Annotated in this window: 18 protein-coding genes; 17 read left to right on the top strand and 1 reads right to left on the bottom strand. The window is 57.9% G+C overall.

The features are described from left to right. From ACQ4W7_RS28620 to ACQ4W7_RS28610, 3 genes are all read left to right on the top strand, one after another. On the top strand, positions 1–475 hold a 475-nt coding region (locus ACQ4W7_RS28620), incomplete at its 5' end, for an EF-Tu C-terminal domain-related protein (protein ID WP_436535075.1). Between the two features lie 179 nt (positions 476–654). Continuing rightward, a complete protein-coding gene (gene rpsJ, locus ACQ4W7_RS28615) occupies positions 655–972 on the top strand; it encodes a 30S ribosomal protein S10 (RefSeq protein WP_010394389.1) in 318 nt (105 codons plus the stop codon). Between the two features lie 215 nt (positions 973–1,187). Continuing rightward, positions 1,188–2,033: a DUF817 domain-containing protein gene (locus ACQ4W7_RS28610; RefSeq protein WP_426073386.1), complete on the top strand. Its 846-nt coding sequence runs from the start codon at positions 1,188–1,190 to the stop codon at positions 2,031–2,033. A gap of 16 nt (positions 2,034–2,049) precedes the next feature. Here ACQ4W7_RS28610 and ACQ4W7_RS28605 read toward each other — a convergent pair whose 3' ends face one another. Beyond that, complete coding sequence (locus ACQ4W7_RS28605; protein ID WP_426073385.1) at positions 2,050–2,595, bottom strand: tetratricopeptide repeat protein; 546 nt, start codon at positions 2,593–2,595, stop codon at positions 2,050–2,052. A 176-nt stretch (positions 2,596–2,771) separates the two neighbouring features. On the opposite strand from ACQ4W7_RS28605, the gene creB reads away from it, so the two are divergent. The 14 genes from creB to rpsQ all read left to right on the top strand — a co-directional run bounded on the left by creB (position 2,772) and on the right by rpsQ (position 11,930). Beyond that, positions 2,772–3,509 (top strand): two-component system response regulator CreB, encoded by a 738-nt coding sequence (gene creB / locus ACQ4W7_RS28600; protein ID WP_436535072.1) that lies wholly within the window; start codon positions 2,772–2,774, stop codon positions 3,507–3,509. Further along, positions 3,506–4,927: a two-component system sensor histidine kinase CreC gene (gene creC / locus ACQ4W7_RS28595; protein ID WP_436535070.1), complete on the top strand. Its 1,422-nt coding sequence runs from the start codon at positions 3,506–3,508 to the stop codon at positions 4,925–4,927. Before creB ends, creC begins: the two co-directional genes overlap by 4 nt. 87 nt (positions 4,928–5,014) lie before the next feature. Further along, on the top strand, positions 5,015–6,412 hold the full coding sequence (creD, locus tag ACQ4W7_RS28590) for a cell envelope integrity protein CreD (RefSeq protein ID WP_436535068.1): 1,398 nt from the start codon (positions 5,015–5,017) through the stop codon (positions 6,410–6,412). A 238-nt stretch (positions 6,413–6,650) separates the two neighbouring features. After that, positions 6,651–6,839, top strand: a complete 189-nt coding sequence (locus ACQ4W7_RS28585) for a hypothetical protein (RefSeq protein WP_426073381.1) — start codon at positions 6,651–6,653, stop codon at positions 6,837–6,839. Positions 6,840–7,164: 325 nt separating this feature from the next. Further along, positions 7,165–7,821, top strand: coding sequence for a 50S ribosomal protein L3 (rplC, locus tag ACQ4W7_RS28580; RefSeq protein WP_010394393.1), 657 nt, complete (start codon positions 7,165–7,167; stop codon positions 7,819–7,821). Positions 7,822–7,824: 3 nt separating this feature from the next. Continuing rightward, a complete protein-coding gene (rplD, locus tag ACQ4W7_RS28575) occupies positions 7,825–8,445 on the top strand; it encodes a 50S ribosomal protein L4 (RefSeq protein ID WP_034753197.1) in 621 nt (206 codons plus the stop codon). Further along, a complete protein-coding gene (gene rplW, locus ACQ4W7_RS28570; protein WP_010394398.1) occupies positions 8,442–8,759 on the top strand; it encodes a 50S ribosomal protein L23 in 318 nt (105 codons plus the stop codon). The genes rplD and rplW overlap by 4 nt, the downstream gene beginning before the upstream one ends. Continuing rightward, positions 8,759–9,586 carry a 50S ribosomal protein L2 gene (gene rplB / locus ACQ4W7_RS28565; RefSeq protein WP_010394400.1) on the top strand — a complete coding sequence of 276 codons (828 nt, stop codon included), beginning with the start codon at positions 8,759–8,761 and terminating at the stop codon, positions 9,584–9,586. Before rplW ends, rplB begins: the two co-directional genes overlap by 1 nt. 10 nt (positions 9,587–9,596) lie before the next feature. After that, a complete protein-coding gene (rpsS, locus tag ACQ4W7_RS28560) occupies positions 9,597–9,872 on the top strand; it encodes a 30S ribosomal protein S19 (RefSeq protein WP_008444295.1) in 276 nt (91 codons plus the stop codon). Continuing rightward, positions 9,869–10,201, top strand: a complete 333-nt coding sequence (gene rplV / locus ACQ4W7_RS28555; RefSeq protein WP_170840583.1) for a 50S ribosomal protein L22 — start codon at positions 9,869–9,871, stop codon at positions 10,199–10,201. Before rpsS ends, rplV begins: the two co-directional genes overlap by 4 nt. Before the next feature lie 9 nt (positions 10,202–10,210). Next, positions 10,211–11,035, top strand: a complete 825-nt coding sequence (gene rpsC, locus ACQ4W7_RS28550) for a 30S ribosomal protein S3 (RefSeq protein ID WP_034753199.1) — start codon at positions 10,211–10,213, stop codon at positions 11,033–11,035. Between the two features lie 2 nt (positions 11,036–11,037). Then, a complete protein-coding gene (rplP, locus tag ACQ4W7_RS28545; protein ID WP_017877854.1) occupies positions 11,038–11,457 on the top strand; it encodes a 50S ribosomal protein L16 in 420 nt (139 codons plus the stop codon). A gap of 12 nt (positions 11,458–11,469) precedes the next feature. Further along, positions 11,470–11,661, top strand: coding sequence for a 50S ribosomal protein L29 (gene rpmC, locus ACQ4W7_RS28540; protein WP_071079768.1), 192 nt, complete (start codon positions 11,470–11,472; stop codon positions 11,659–11,661). Next, complete coding sequence (gene rpsQ / locus ACQ4W7_RS28535) at positions 11,658–11,930, top strand: 30S ribosomal protein S17 (RefSeq protein WP_010394415.1); 273 nt, start codon at positions 11,658–11,660, stop codon at positions 11,928–11,930. Before rpmC ends, rpsQ begins: the two co-directional genes overlap by 4 nt. The last annotated feature ends 224 nt before the right edge of the window (positions 11,931–12,154 follow it).

The raw sequence follows: 12,154 nt of genomic DNA, 5'->3' as shown, positions 1-12,154 counted from the left end.
TAAAGTCGGCGAAGAGATCGAAATCGTTGGTATTATCGATACCGTCAAAACGACTTGCACCGGCGTGGAAATGTTCCGCAAGCTGCTGGACCAAGGTCAAGCAGGCGACAACGTTGGTCTGCTGCTGCGCGGCACCAAGCGTGAAGACGTGCAACGTGGTCAAGTTCTGGCAAAGCCAGGCTCGATCAAGCCACACGCCCACTTCACTGGCGAGATCTATGTTCTGTCGAAAGACGAAGGCGGCCGTCATACGCCATTCTTCAACAACTATCGTCCACAGTTCTACTTCCGCACGACGGACGTGACTGGTTCGATCGAGTTGCCAGCAGACAAAGAAATGGTCATGCCAGGCGATAACGTGTCGATCACCGTCAAGCTGATCAACCCGATCGCGATGGAAGAAGGCCTGCGCTTCGCTATCCGTGAAGGCGGTCGTACCGTCGGCGCTGGTGTTGTTGCAAAAATCCTGGCCTAATTCTTAAGCCTGCATAAAAGAAGACGCGTCGTCGCCCGGCGCCCTTCTTTTTATTCAACTGCCGGGGTTGGCAAGCATTTTGGTGCTATCATGTCGACCCTGACGGTTGTTGCGTCAGAAATTCCCGTATGACCTCATTGCCGTGCAGACCGCGCGGTTCGTTCTTTTAAGGAAATATCATGTCGGCACCAAACCAAAAAATCCGTATCCGCCTGAAGGCTTTCGATTACAAATTGATCGACCAGTCCGCTCTGGAAATCGTTGAAACCGCGAAGCGCACCGGCGCTGTCGTCAAAGGCCCAGTACCACTGCCTACCCGTATTCAACGTTTCGATGTGCTGCGTTCCCCGCACGTCAACAAAACTTCGCGCGATCAGTTCGAGATCCGTACGCACCAACGCCTGATGGACATCGTTGACCCAACGGACAAAACCGTTGACGCGCTGATGAAGCTGGACCTGCCAGCTGGTGTTGATGTTGAAATCAAACTGCAATAAGAGTTTCAAGGGCGGCTGACAATACCGTAGCATCAGGTGTTGACAGCTGTTCCAGGCCGGCGGGGTGTCCCGCTGCCTGATGATGGGGCCGGGCCTGCTCACAATCGTGAGTGCGCCCGGCCCCATTGCTATTGGTGCATGGCTAGCATGGGCGGCTTCGCCGTACGCGTGCAAAATCGCTTTACAGTGTTGACGCCGCTCGATAAAGTTGCTGCATGCTCAATGCCCTCGATACCCACCTGTTAAATGCCGCGCCCCGTAGCCGCTTGCGCGGCTGGCCGCGCTTCCTGACCGAATTCCTGTATTTCGGCATCAAGGAGGCGAGGTCGTGCCTGTTCGTGGGGCTGTTTTTTGCTGCCGTGTTCCTGGTGCCACGCGCCGGCTTGTTTGGCCTGCCGCGCTATGACGTGCTGCTGCTGGTGGCGCTGGCGATCCAGGGCGCGATGCTCTGGAGCGGACTGGAAACGTGGGATGAGTTGAAAGCCATCTGTCTGTTTCATGCTGTCGGCTTTGCGCTGGAGGTGTTCAAGGTATCGGGGACGATCCAGTCGTGGAGCTATCCCGACTTCGCCTATAGCAAGGTGCTGGGCGTACCCCTGTTTTCCGGCTTTATGTACGCAGCCGTCGGCAGCTACATCATCCAGACCTGGCGCCTGCTCGATATGCGCATACGTCACCATCCGCCGTACTGGATGGCGGTGCTGATCGCGCTGCTGATCTACGCCAACTTCTTCACCCATCACTACATCGGCGACTATCGCTGGTATCTGGCCGCCTGCGCGCTGGGCCTGTACGCGCGCACCACCGTGGTGTTCCGCCCGCTCGACCGCGACCGCAGCATGCCCCTGCTACTCGGTTTCGTGCTGGTCGGCTTTTTTATCTGGCTGGCCGAAAACATCAGCACTTTCTGGGGTGTGTGGCGCTATCCGAACCAGCTTGGCGCCTGGTCGGCGGTGCATGTCAGCAAATGGAGCTCATGGTCGCTGCTGGTGGTGATGACGTTCACCATCGTGGCCCACCTCAAGCACATCAAGGCCAGCATCCACGTCGCCCAGCCTTAGGCCGGCCCGGGAGCGCCTACAGGCTGGCCGCCACCACCTCAAAGCGCGTGCCCAGCGCGGCTTGCGGCCCGCCCTGCAGCTGTTTGGCATACTGGCGCAGCACTTCTGCCGAATACGTGCGCGAGGCTGGCGACAGCTGCGGCAACAACGGCAGCACGCGTTCCAGATAGCCCGTGCCTTCCTGCCACTTGCCTTGCGCCGCCAGCGCCGACGCCAGTTCCACCATGCGGCGGCCGACGCGCGCATCGTTGCGTGGCTGCGCCGCTTCTTCCGTGGCCAGGGCTTGCCGGTACAGTTGCTCCGCTTCGGCATTCTTGCCCTGCAAGCGCTTGATGCGGCCCAGGTTGTATTGGCGCTGGGAGAGGATGTCTGCACTGGCCCCGGCCTGCTCGGCGCTGCGTAGCGCCTGCACACAAGCCAGTTCCGCTTCGCCAAACTGGCCTTTGAGTTCGGCCGCGTTGCAGGCGTCGTGTTGTGCGTTGGAGGTGGTGAGTGTCGCTGGCGCCGCGCAGGCGGCCAACAGACTGACGGCGCATAGCAGGCTGATGGTATGGGTCTTCATAGTCTCCTCGTACGGGTGTTAGACACGGTGTATCAGTGGAGTCATGCTGTGATAAATATACTATAAGTTTTTTCGGCATGGGCGGCTTTTCGCCAGCGCACGGCAAGGCGCGCGATTGACGCCGCTTGCCCGCTTCAGGGATACTCCGGGCTTGTCCATTAATGCGTGCCGCCGCCATGTCCAAGACTGTGCTGATCGTGGAAGATGAACAGGCGATAGCCGACAGCATCGCCTATGCCTTGCGCACGGACGGCTTTACGCCGCGCCATGTGATGCTGGGCGAACAGGCCCTGGCCTTGCTGCGTCCCACTCCCGGCGACGCTGCGCCATTGCCCGTGCTGGTGGTGCTCGACGTGGGCTTGCCAGACATGAGCGGGCTGGAAGTGTGCCGCCGGCTGCGCCAGTTTTCCGAGGTGCCGGTGATCTTCCTGACGGCCCGCAGCGATGAAATCGACCGTATCGTCGGCCTGGAAATCGGTGCCGATGATTACGTCACCAAGCCGTTTTCGCCGCGCGAACTGGTGGCGCGCATCCGTGTCATTTTGCGTCGCGCAGGCGTGGTCCAGAAGCCGCCGGAGACTGGCATGACGATAGCTGCTGCCGTCCCGCCAGGTGCGCCGGTGCCGGCGCGCTTCGAGTTGCGCGCGCTTGAAGCAAGGGTGTTATTCCATGGTCAGCCGCTGGACCTGACCCGCTATGAGTATCTGCTGCTGAAGGCCTTGCTCGAGCATCCCGGCCACGTCCTGTCGCGCGCGCAGCTGATGGAGCGCGTGTGGAGCGGGGCGCCCGATACGCTCGAGCGCACCGTCGACGCGCATGTCAAATCGCTGCGCGCCAAGCTGCGCACCGTCGATGCGCAGGTTGATCCCATCCACACCCACCGTGGCCTCGGCTACAGCCTGGCCGGCGCATGAAGATCGGCCTGCGTATCCTGCTCGGCTACTTCCTGATCGTGGGCCTGGCCGCTTGGTTCCTGCTGAATGTCTTCATGGAACAGGTCAAGCCGGGCGTGCGCTCGACCCTGGAGGATACGCTGGTCGATACCTCGCAACTGCTGGCCAGCCTGGTGGCGCCCGACTTGAAGGCGGGCACGCTGGCGCAGTCGCCCGTGGCCGAGCGCATGCAGGACTATGCGCGCCATGGCGTGGACGTCAATATCAATGGCGTGCGCAAGCGCACGCTCGATTACCGTATCACCATCACGGACCGGCACGGCATCGTCCTGTTCGATTCCAGTGGCCGCGACGTGGGGCGCGATTATTCGCGTTGGAATGACGTGTATCTCACCTTGCAGGGCAAGTATGGCGCGCGCAGCACGCGCAGCCGGCCCGATGACGAAATGTCGACCGTGATGCACGTGGCTGCGCCGATTCGCGACGGCAATGAGGTGATCGGCGTGCTGACGGTGGCCAAGCCGAATGCCAGCGTGCAAGCCTTTGTCGAGCGCAGCCAGCGCAAGATATTGCAGCGCGGCGCCATCCTGTTGCTGTTGTCGCTGCTGATCGGCCTGGCATTTGCCTGGTGGTTGCACCATACGCTGGGCAAGCTGATGCGTTACATCAGCGACGTGGAAGCGGGTCGCAAGGTGGCGCTGCCGGCGCTGGGCAAGAACGAGATCGGCACCCTGGGACGGGCGCTGGAGGCGATGCGCACGCGCCTGGAAGGCAAGGAATATGTGGAGCAGCTGATGCATACGCTGGCGCATGAGTTGAAAAGCCCGATCGCCGCCATCCAGGCGTCGGCCGAACTGCTGCAGGAAGACATGCCGCCAGCCGAACGGCGCCAGTTTCTGGCCAGTATCCTGGAGCAGAATGCGCGCCAGCGACAACTGATCGACAAGCTGCTGGCTCTGGTGCGCGTGGAAAAGCAGCAGCGCCTGGAGCATCCCGAGCGTATCGCGCTGGGGCCATTGCTGGCGCAAGTGGCGCAGGATGGCGCGGCCACCCTGGCGGCGCGTGGCGTGCGCCTGCAACTACAGGCCGACGAGGCGAGCGTGGCGGGCGATACTCTGCTGCTGCGCCAGGCGCTGGGTAACTTGCTCGACAATGCGGCCGGCTTTGCGCCGCCGGGCAGCTGCATCGACTTGACGGCGCGGTGCCAGGGCAGCCAGGTGGAAATTGCCTTGCGCGACCGGGGTGCAGGCATCCCCGCGTATGCGCTGGAGCGTATCTTCGAGCGCTTTTACTCCTTGCCGCGCCCCAGCGCCGGCAAGAGCACCGGGCTGGGTCTACCCTTCGTGCGCGAGGTCGCTTCCCTGCATGGTGGCACGGTCGAGGTGTTCAATCATGCGGAGGGTGGCGCCTGCGCACGCCTGTGCCTGCCGCTGGCTTAGCGTGCATCTATTTCCACACTTCACACGCAGCGCATCATCAGCGCATATGATTTTTCTACACTGGCGTCCTTACTTCAAGGATGCGCCATGCAAAAAACTTTACTCGTCAAAGCGTTGATCGTGTTTGGCCTGATGCTGCTGATCGGCCTGCCTTTGCTGATGATTCAGGAAACGATCAAGGAGCGGATGGAATTCCGCCAGGAAGCTGTCAACAGCATCGCCGCCGATTCGGTGCGCGAACAAACCATCATCGGTCCCATCCTGGTGATTCCCTACACGGAGCAGTATGAAGAGCGCGTGGAGGTGGGCAAGGGCGATGACAAGACACAGGCAGTGAGTGTGCCTGTGCGCACGGAGTTGCAGCGCCGCACGGTGCAGCGTCGCTTGTTGGTGTACCCGAACTTTTTGCTGCAGGAAGGCACCATCGAGACCGACCGCCGCTACCGTGGCATCCACCAGGTGCTGGTGTACAGCGGCCAGCATGCGTTCAGGGGCGACTTCACGGTGCCGAGTCTTGACCAGTTGCCGCGCAAGACGCCAGACGCGCGCATTGCCGTCGGCCAGCCTTTCATTGCGCTATCGATTGAGGACGTGCGCGGCATCCGCAATATCCCGAAAATCGATTGGGACGGGCGCCAGATCGAGTTCGAACAGGGCACCGACCTGTTTGCCTTCCGCAGCGGCCTGCACGCGCCGCTGGGAGCGATGCCGCTGGCGCAAGCGCAACAGGTGAAATTCAGCTTTGCCCTGGGATTGGATGGCATCGAACGCCAGCATTTCGTGCCGGTGGCGAAAAACAGCCAGATCAGCATCAAGTCGAACTGGCCCCATCCGCAGTTTGGCGGGCGCTTCCTGCCATCGCCGAAATACCGCCAGATCAACGCCGATGGCTTTCAGGCCGAGTGGAATATCTCCTCGCTGGCCACGAATGCGCAAACGCAGCTGAGCACGATCGAGGGTGAATTCAAGGTGCCCGACAGTGCGCCGCTGGGTCAGGTGGACCGCTTCAGCGTGGGCTTCATCGAGCCGGTGAATGTGTATTCGCAATCGGACCGCGCCACCAAATATGGCTTGCTGTTCGTGGCGCTGACCTTTGCCGCCTTCTTCATCTTTGAAATCCTGAAAAGCCTGCCGATCCACCCGGTGCAGTATTTGCTGGTGGGCTTGTCGCTGGTGATCTTCTTCCTGCTGCTGGTAGGCCTGGCCGAGCATATCTCCTTCCTGGCCGCTTACCTGATCGCCAGCGCCGCCTGTATCGTGCTGACCAGCTTTTATCTGGTGCACGTGCTGCACAACGCCTGGCGCGGCATCGGCTTCGGCGTGGCGCTGACGCTGCTGTACGGCGCGCTGTACGGCTTGCTAAGCTCGGAAAACAATGCACTGGTAATGGGCAGCATCCTGTTGTTTGCCGTCCTGGCCGCCATCATGGTAGCGACGCGCAAGGTGGACTGGTATCAGATTGGCAAAGGAGCACCGCAGGAGTAAGAGCCACTCCGGCGCCATGTGCCTTCTTCCAGCCAGCCCGGACGGTGATATGTCCGGGCTGGCGTTTTATGTTGTGCGGGAAGCACGGCACCGTAAATTGGTAGTTGGTTGGTATTGTTTACGGTATTCTATTGGCATTGCTTTTCAAGCAATGGCGGGTACTACGGTGTCTGCCCGGGCGGTGCGAGGATGGCGTGTCGTTCAGGTTGTTCTTCCATCTGATAAACGGAGATGAAATATGATCAAGAAGACGATGGCTTTCCTGTTTGCGCTCGGCCTGAGTGCCTCGTATGCGTTTGCTGCCGGCGATGTCACGCAGTGCTATAGCGAGTGCGGGCAAAAAGTGGCCAATTGCCGGGCGCACCTTGGCGGCAGCCCCATTTGCGAGGAGTTGTACGAGCATTGCCTGATCAACTGCCAGCAATAAGCTTTTTCGGGCGCCACGTCCGGGAGGGGAAGGGCGGCGCGCGCATGCCATGGCGCGCCTTGTGTGTTTCTGTCATCTCCCGCCAGGGCGCATGCTGCCGTGCTTTGCGCCCGCCAAGTTGCCTTGCGGCAGCGTTTTTCAAGCGCGCCGAGAACTCCCGCATGGGCGTCGCGCAACACTTTGACATACCTCGTGTTAACTTGTTGCGTCAAGGGTTTTTGTGCTATATACTAGCCGGCTTCGGTATGGATTCGTCTTTTTTGGGTCCTACGTTACTTTGTAGTTAAACAAGCCCCGCCCAATCGCAGGTGGGAATGGAGAAAAAATGAGCCTAGGCCTTCTCGGTCGCAAGGTTGGTATGATGCGCATTTTCACGGATGAAGGGGATTCGATCCCGGTCACCGTGTTGGACGTATCGAACAACCGTGTTGCGCAAATCAAAACCCCTGAAACAGATGGTTACTCCGCTGTTCAGGTCGCATTCGGTCAACGTCGCGCTTCCCGCGTGACCAAAGCTGTTGCTGGTCATCACGCTAAAGCTGGTGTTGAAGCCGGTACTCTGTTGAAAGAGTTCCGTGTCGATGCTGCTAAAGCCGCTGAACTGAAAGCTGGCGATGTTGTCGCTGCTTCCCTGTTCGAAGTCGGTCAAAAGATCGACGTGCAAGGCGTTACCATTGGTAAAGGCTATGCAGGCGTTATCAAACGTTACCACTTCGCTTCTGGCCGTGCAACGCACGGTAACTCGCGTTCGCATAATGTTCCAGGTTCCATCGGTATGGCACAAGATCCAGGTCGCGTTTTCCCTGGTAAGCGCATGACCGGTCATCTGGGTGACGTTAACCGTACGATCCAGAACCTCGTGATCGCCCGTATCGATGCCGACCGTCAGCTGCTGCTGGTCAAAGGCGCGATTCCAGGTGCGAAAAATGGCCAGGTAGTTGTCTCGCCAGCCATCAAAACCAAAGCCAAGAAGGGAGCTTAAACGATGGAACTCAAGCTTCTGAATGCGCAAGGTCAAGCCGCCTCGAACGTTGCTGCAGCCGATACGATTTTCGGCCGTGATTACAACGAAGCGCTGATCCACCAAGTCGTCATCGCTTATCAAGCGAATGCACGTAGTGGTAACCGCAAGCAAAAAGACCGTGAAGAAGTTCACCACACGACGAAAAAGCCATGGCGCCAAAAAGGTACCGGCCGCGCTCGTGCTGGTATGTCGTCGTCGCCACTGTGGCGCGGCGGTGGTCGGATTTTCCCGAACTCGCCTGACGAAAACTTCACCCACAAAGTGAACAAAAAAATGTATCGCGCAGGTATCTGCTCGATCCTGTCGCAGCTGGCTCGCGAAGAGCGCCTGATCGTCATCGACGATCTGACGATCGACGCGCCAAAAACCAAGCTGCTGTCGCAAAAATTGAACGGTCTGGGCTTTGATTCGGTTCTGATCATCACCGACGTTCTGAACGAAAACCTGGAACTGGCATCGCGCAACCTGCCTAACGTACTCGTCGTTGAGCCACGTCACGCAGACCCGATGTCCCTGGTGTTCTACAAGAAGATCTTGGTCACCAAAGCTGCATTGGCTAAGATTGAGGAGATGCTGGCATGAGCGCGATTTTGAAACATAGCGAAGAACGCTTGATGAAGGTGCTGTTGGCGCCGGTCATTTCCGAGAAGGCCACCATGGTCGCGGAAAAGAACGAGCAAATTGTATTCCGCGTACTGCCGGATGCAACCAAGCCTGAAATCAAGGCAGCGGTCGAACTGCTGTTCAAGGTTGAAGTTCTGTCTGTGCAAACTGCAAACCGCGAAGGTAAGCAAAAGCGCACCGGCAAGTTCAACGGTCGTCGTAACCATACCAAGCGTGCTTTCGTGTGCCTGAAGCCTGGCCAGGAAATCAACTTCTCCGAGGAGGCTGCATAATGGCACTCGTTAAGATGAAACCAACCTCGCCAGGCCGTCGCGGCATGGTAAAGGTGGTGAACCCAGACCTGTACAAAGGTCGTCCGTTCGCTGCCCTGGTTGAAAAGAAATCCAAGACCGCTGGTCGTAACAACAACGGTCACATCACCACCCGTCATATCGGTGGTGGTCATAAGCAACACTATCGCTTGATCGACTTCAAGCGCACCAAAGATGGTATTCCAGCGAAAGTGGAACGTATCGAATACGATCCAAACCGCACCGCGAATATCGCTCTGTTGTGCTACGCCGATGGCGAACGCCACTACATCATCGCAACCAAAGGCATGGCCGTTGGCGATAGCGTGATGAATGGTTCGGAAGCGCCGATCAAATCGGGTAACTGCTTGCCAATCCGCAACATTCCAGTCGGCACCGTGATGCATTGCGTCGAGATGCTGCCAGGTAAAGGTGCCCAAATGGCACGTACCGCTGGCGCTGGCGTTGTGCTGATGGCGCGTGAAGGTACTTACGCTCAAGTGCGTCTGCGCTCGGGTGAAGTACGTCGCGTGCACATCGAGTGCCGTGCTACGGTTGGTGAAGTCGGTAACGCCGAGCACAGCCTGCGTAAAATCGGTAAAGCTGGCGCGATGCGCTGGCGCGGTGTTCGTCCTACCGTTCGCGGTGTGGTCATGAACCCGGTCGATCACCCGCACGGTGGTGGTGAAGGTAAAACAGCAGCTGGTCGTCATCCAGTTTCGCCATGGGGCCAACAGACCAAGGGTAAGAAAACACGCAGCAACAAGCGTACGACTTCCATGATCGTCTCGCGCCGCGGCAAGAAATAAGGGGTAGCACATGACACGTTCATTGAAAAAAGGGCCGTTCTGTGACGCCCACCTGGTGAAAAAAGTTGAAGCCGCGCAAGCAGCCAAAGACAAAAAGCCAATCAAAACCTGGTCGCGTCGTTCGACAATCATGCCTGACTTCATCGGCCTGACGATCGCGGTTCATAACGGCAAGCTGCACGTGCCGGTTTATGTTTCCGAAAACATGGTTGGTCACAAGCTCGGCGAATTCGCACTGACCCGTACGTTCAAGGGCCATGCAGCTGACAAAAAGGCTAAGAAATAATGGAAACTAAAGCTATCCTCAAAGGTGTGCGCCTGTCGGACCAAAAGGGCCGCCTGGTTGCTGACCTGATCCGTGGCAAGAAAGTTGACGCTGCACTCAACATCTTGCAATTCAGCCCGAAAAAAGGTGCTGCGATCATCAAACGCGTTTTGGAATCCGCTATTGCGAATGCCGAGCACAATGATGGCGCGGACATCGACGAATTGTTCGTGAAAACGATCTACGTCGAAAAGGGCCCGGTCCTGAAGCGCTTCACCGCGCGTGCAAAAGGCCGTGGCGACCGTATTTCGAAACAATCCTGTCACGTTTACGTGACTGTCGGTAACTAAGGAGCCACGATGGGTCAGAAAATTCATCCAACCGGTTTCCGTCTGGCGGTCACCCGTAACTGGGCTTCGCGCTGGTATGCAGGCAACGGTAATTTCGCTGCCATGCTGAACGAAGACTTGAAAGCACGTGCTTACCTGAAAAAGAAACTGAAGAACGCATCCGTTGGTCGCATCGTTATCGAGCGCCCAGCCAAGAACGCGCGCTTCACGATCTACAGCTCGCGTCCAGGCGTGGTCATTGGTAAAAAAGGCGAAGACATCGAAGTACTGAAGTCCGCGCTGACCAAGATCATGGGCGTACCTGTTCACGTGAACATCGAAGAAATTCGCAAGCCAGAAATCGACTCGCAACTGATCGCCGATTCGATCGCTCAGCAGCTGGAAAAACGGATCATGTTCCGCCGCGCCATGAAGCGTGCAATGCAAAATGCAATGCGCCTGGGTGCTCTCGGTATCAAGATCATGTCGTCCGGCCGTCTGAACGGTATCGAAATCGCGCGTAAAGAGTGGTACCGCGAAGGCCGCGTGCCTCTGCATACCCTGCGCGCCGATATCGACTACGGTACCAGCGAAGCGTCGACCACCTACGGCATCATCGGTGTCAAGGTGTGGGTATACAAGGGTGACCGCGCGCCTAACGGCGATGCACCAGTCATCGATACCCCAGCTGACGAGAAGAAAAGCCGCGGCCCACGCCGTGACGATGGTAAGCCAGCTGGCCGCCCACGTCCAGCCGGTGCCGGTGCGAAACCATCCACAGCACCAGGTGCACGTGTGCGTACCGCCGCTAAACCGGCCGCCGCAGCAGCACCAGCTGAGAAAGCAGGAGAATAATCATGCTGCAACCAGCACGCAGAAAGTATCGTAAAGAGCAGAAAGGCCGTAATACCGGTATTTCGCACAGCCGCGGCACCGCCGTGTCGTTTGGCGAATTCGGTTTGAAGGCAGTTGCGCGCGGTCGTATCACTGCGCGTCAAATTGAAGCGGCGCGTCGTGCAATGACGCGTCACATCAAGCGCGGTGGCCGTATCTGGATCCGTATTTTCCCGGACAAACCGATTTCGAACAAACCGGCTGAAGTCCGTATGGGTAACGGTAAAGGTAATCCTGAGTACTACGTCGCTGAAATTCAGCCAGGCAAAGTACTGTATGAAATGGATGGCGTTGATGAAGCGCTGGCACGGGAAGCTTTCCGTCTTGCCGCCTCTAAACTGCCACTGGCTACGACGTTTGTCGTACGTCAAGTCGGCCAATAATTGGAGTTGAATATGAAAGCAACTGAACTCCGCGGCAAGGACCAGCCAGCTCTGCAAAAAGAGCTGAATGACCTGTTGAAGGCACAGTTCGGCCTGCGTATGCAAATCGCTACGCAACAGCTGAGCAACACTTCGCAGCTCAAGAAGGTACGCCGCGATATCGCGCGTGTGAAGACGGTAATGAATCTGAAGGAAGCCAAATGAACGAACCAGTGAAACAGTCGCTCAAGCGCACGCTGATCGGTAAAGTGGTTTCGGACAAGATGGACAAAACCGTTACCGTTCTGATCGAGCGCCACGTGAAACATCCTTTGTATGGCAAGATCATCATGCGCTCGAACAAGTATCATGCGCATGACGAGACCAACCAGGTCAAAGCCGGTGATACGGTTGAGATCCAGGAAGGTCGCCCGATCTCCAAAACGAAGGCATGGACGGTGACACGTGTGGTTCAAGCCGCACCAACCGTTTAAATAAAAACCACCGTTTCGGCGGTGGGTTTTAATTAGTACTTGCAGGCCCGCAAATTGTATGTAATACTTGCGGGCTTCGTTCATGTAACGCCGCAAAGTGTCTGGCCACAGACAGTAGCATTCGCGGTCAGTTGATGTATGAAGGTCATGCACCCAAACAGTGAAGCCCAGCAGGGCGGCTCTGGCGGGACCAAGACTGACCGTGGGTCTACATTGTGTGGATT

The organism is Janthinobacterium algoris (genome assembly GCF_051380935.1).
Lineage (GTDB): Bacteria > Pseudomonadota > Gammaproteobacteria > Burkholderiales > Burkholderiaceae_D > Janthinobacterium.
Note: the sequence above shows the minus strand (reverse complement) of the source record. Positions and strands in the feature narration are given on the sequence as shown.

What these genes read in the sequence shown, in the direction of transcription:
- rpsJ (WP_010394389.1), top strand. Translation starts at nt 655, where the DNA reads ATGTCGGCACCAAACCAAAAAATCCGTATCCGCCTGAAGGCTTTCGAT.
- ACQ4W7_RS28610 (WP_426073386.1), top strand. Translation starts at nt 1,188, where the DNA reads ATGCTCAATGCCCTCGATACCCACCTGTTAAATGCCGCGCCCCGTAGC.
- ACQ4W7_RS28605 (WP_426073385.1), bottom strand. Translation starts at nt 2,595, where the DNA reads ATGAAGACCCATACCATCAGCCTGCTATGCGCCGTCAGTCTGTTGGCC.
- creB (WP_436535072.1), top strand. Translation starts at nt 2,772, where the DNA reads ATGTCCAAGACTGTGCTGATCGTGGAAGATGAACAGGCGATAGCCGAC.
- creC (WP_436535070.1), top strand. Translation starts at nt 3,506, where the DNA reads ATGAAGATCGGCCTGCGTATCCTGCTCGGCTACTTCCTGATCGTGGGC.
- creD (WP_436535068.1), top strand. Translation starts at nt 5,015, where the DNA reads ATGCAAAAAACTTTACTCGTCAAAGCGTTGATCGTGTTTGGCCTGATG.
- ACQ4W7_RS28585 (WP_426073381.1), top strand. Translation starts at nt 6,651, where the DNA reads ATGATCAAGAAGACGATGGCTTTCCTGTTTGCGCTCGGCCTGAGTGCC.
- rplC (WP_010394393.1), top strand. Translation starts at nt 7,165, where the DNA reads ATGAGCCTAGGCCTTCTCGGTCGCAAGGTTGGTATGATGCGCATTTTC.
- rplD (WP_034753197.1), top strand. Translation starts at nt 7,825, where the DNA reads ATGGAACTCAAGCTTCTGAATGCGCAAGGTCAAGCCGCCTCGAACGTT.
- rplW (WP_010394398.1), top strand. Translation starts at nt 8,442, where the DNA reads ATGAGCGCGATTTTGAAACATAGCGAAGAACGCTTGATGAAGGTGCTG.
- rplB (WP_010394400.1), top strand. Translation starts at nt 8,759, where the DNA reads ATGGCACTCGTTAAGATGAAACCAACCTCGCCAGGCCGTCGCGGCATG.
- rpsS (WP_008444295.1), top strand. Translation starts at nt 9,597, where the DNA reads ATGACACGTTCATTGAAAAAAGGGCCGTTCTGTGACGCCCACCTGGTG.
- rpsC (WP_034753199.1), top strand. Translation starts at nt 10,211, where the DNA reads ATGGGTCAGAAAATTCATCCAACCGGTTTCCGTCTGGCGGTCACCCGT.
- rplP (WP_017877854.1), top strand. Translation starts at nt 11,038, where the DNA reads ATGCTGCAACCAGCACGCAGAAAGTATCGTAAAGAGCAGAAAGGCCGT.
- rpmC (WP_071079768.1), top strand. Translation starts at nt 11,470, where the DNA reads ATGAAAGCAACTGAACTCCGCGGCAAGGACCAGCCAGCTCTGCAAAAA.
- rpsQ (WP_010394415.1), top strand. Translation starts at nt 11,658, where the DNA reads ATGAACGAACCAGTGAAACAGTCGCTCAAGCGCACGCTGATCGGTAAA.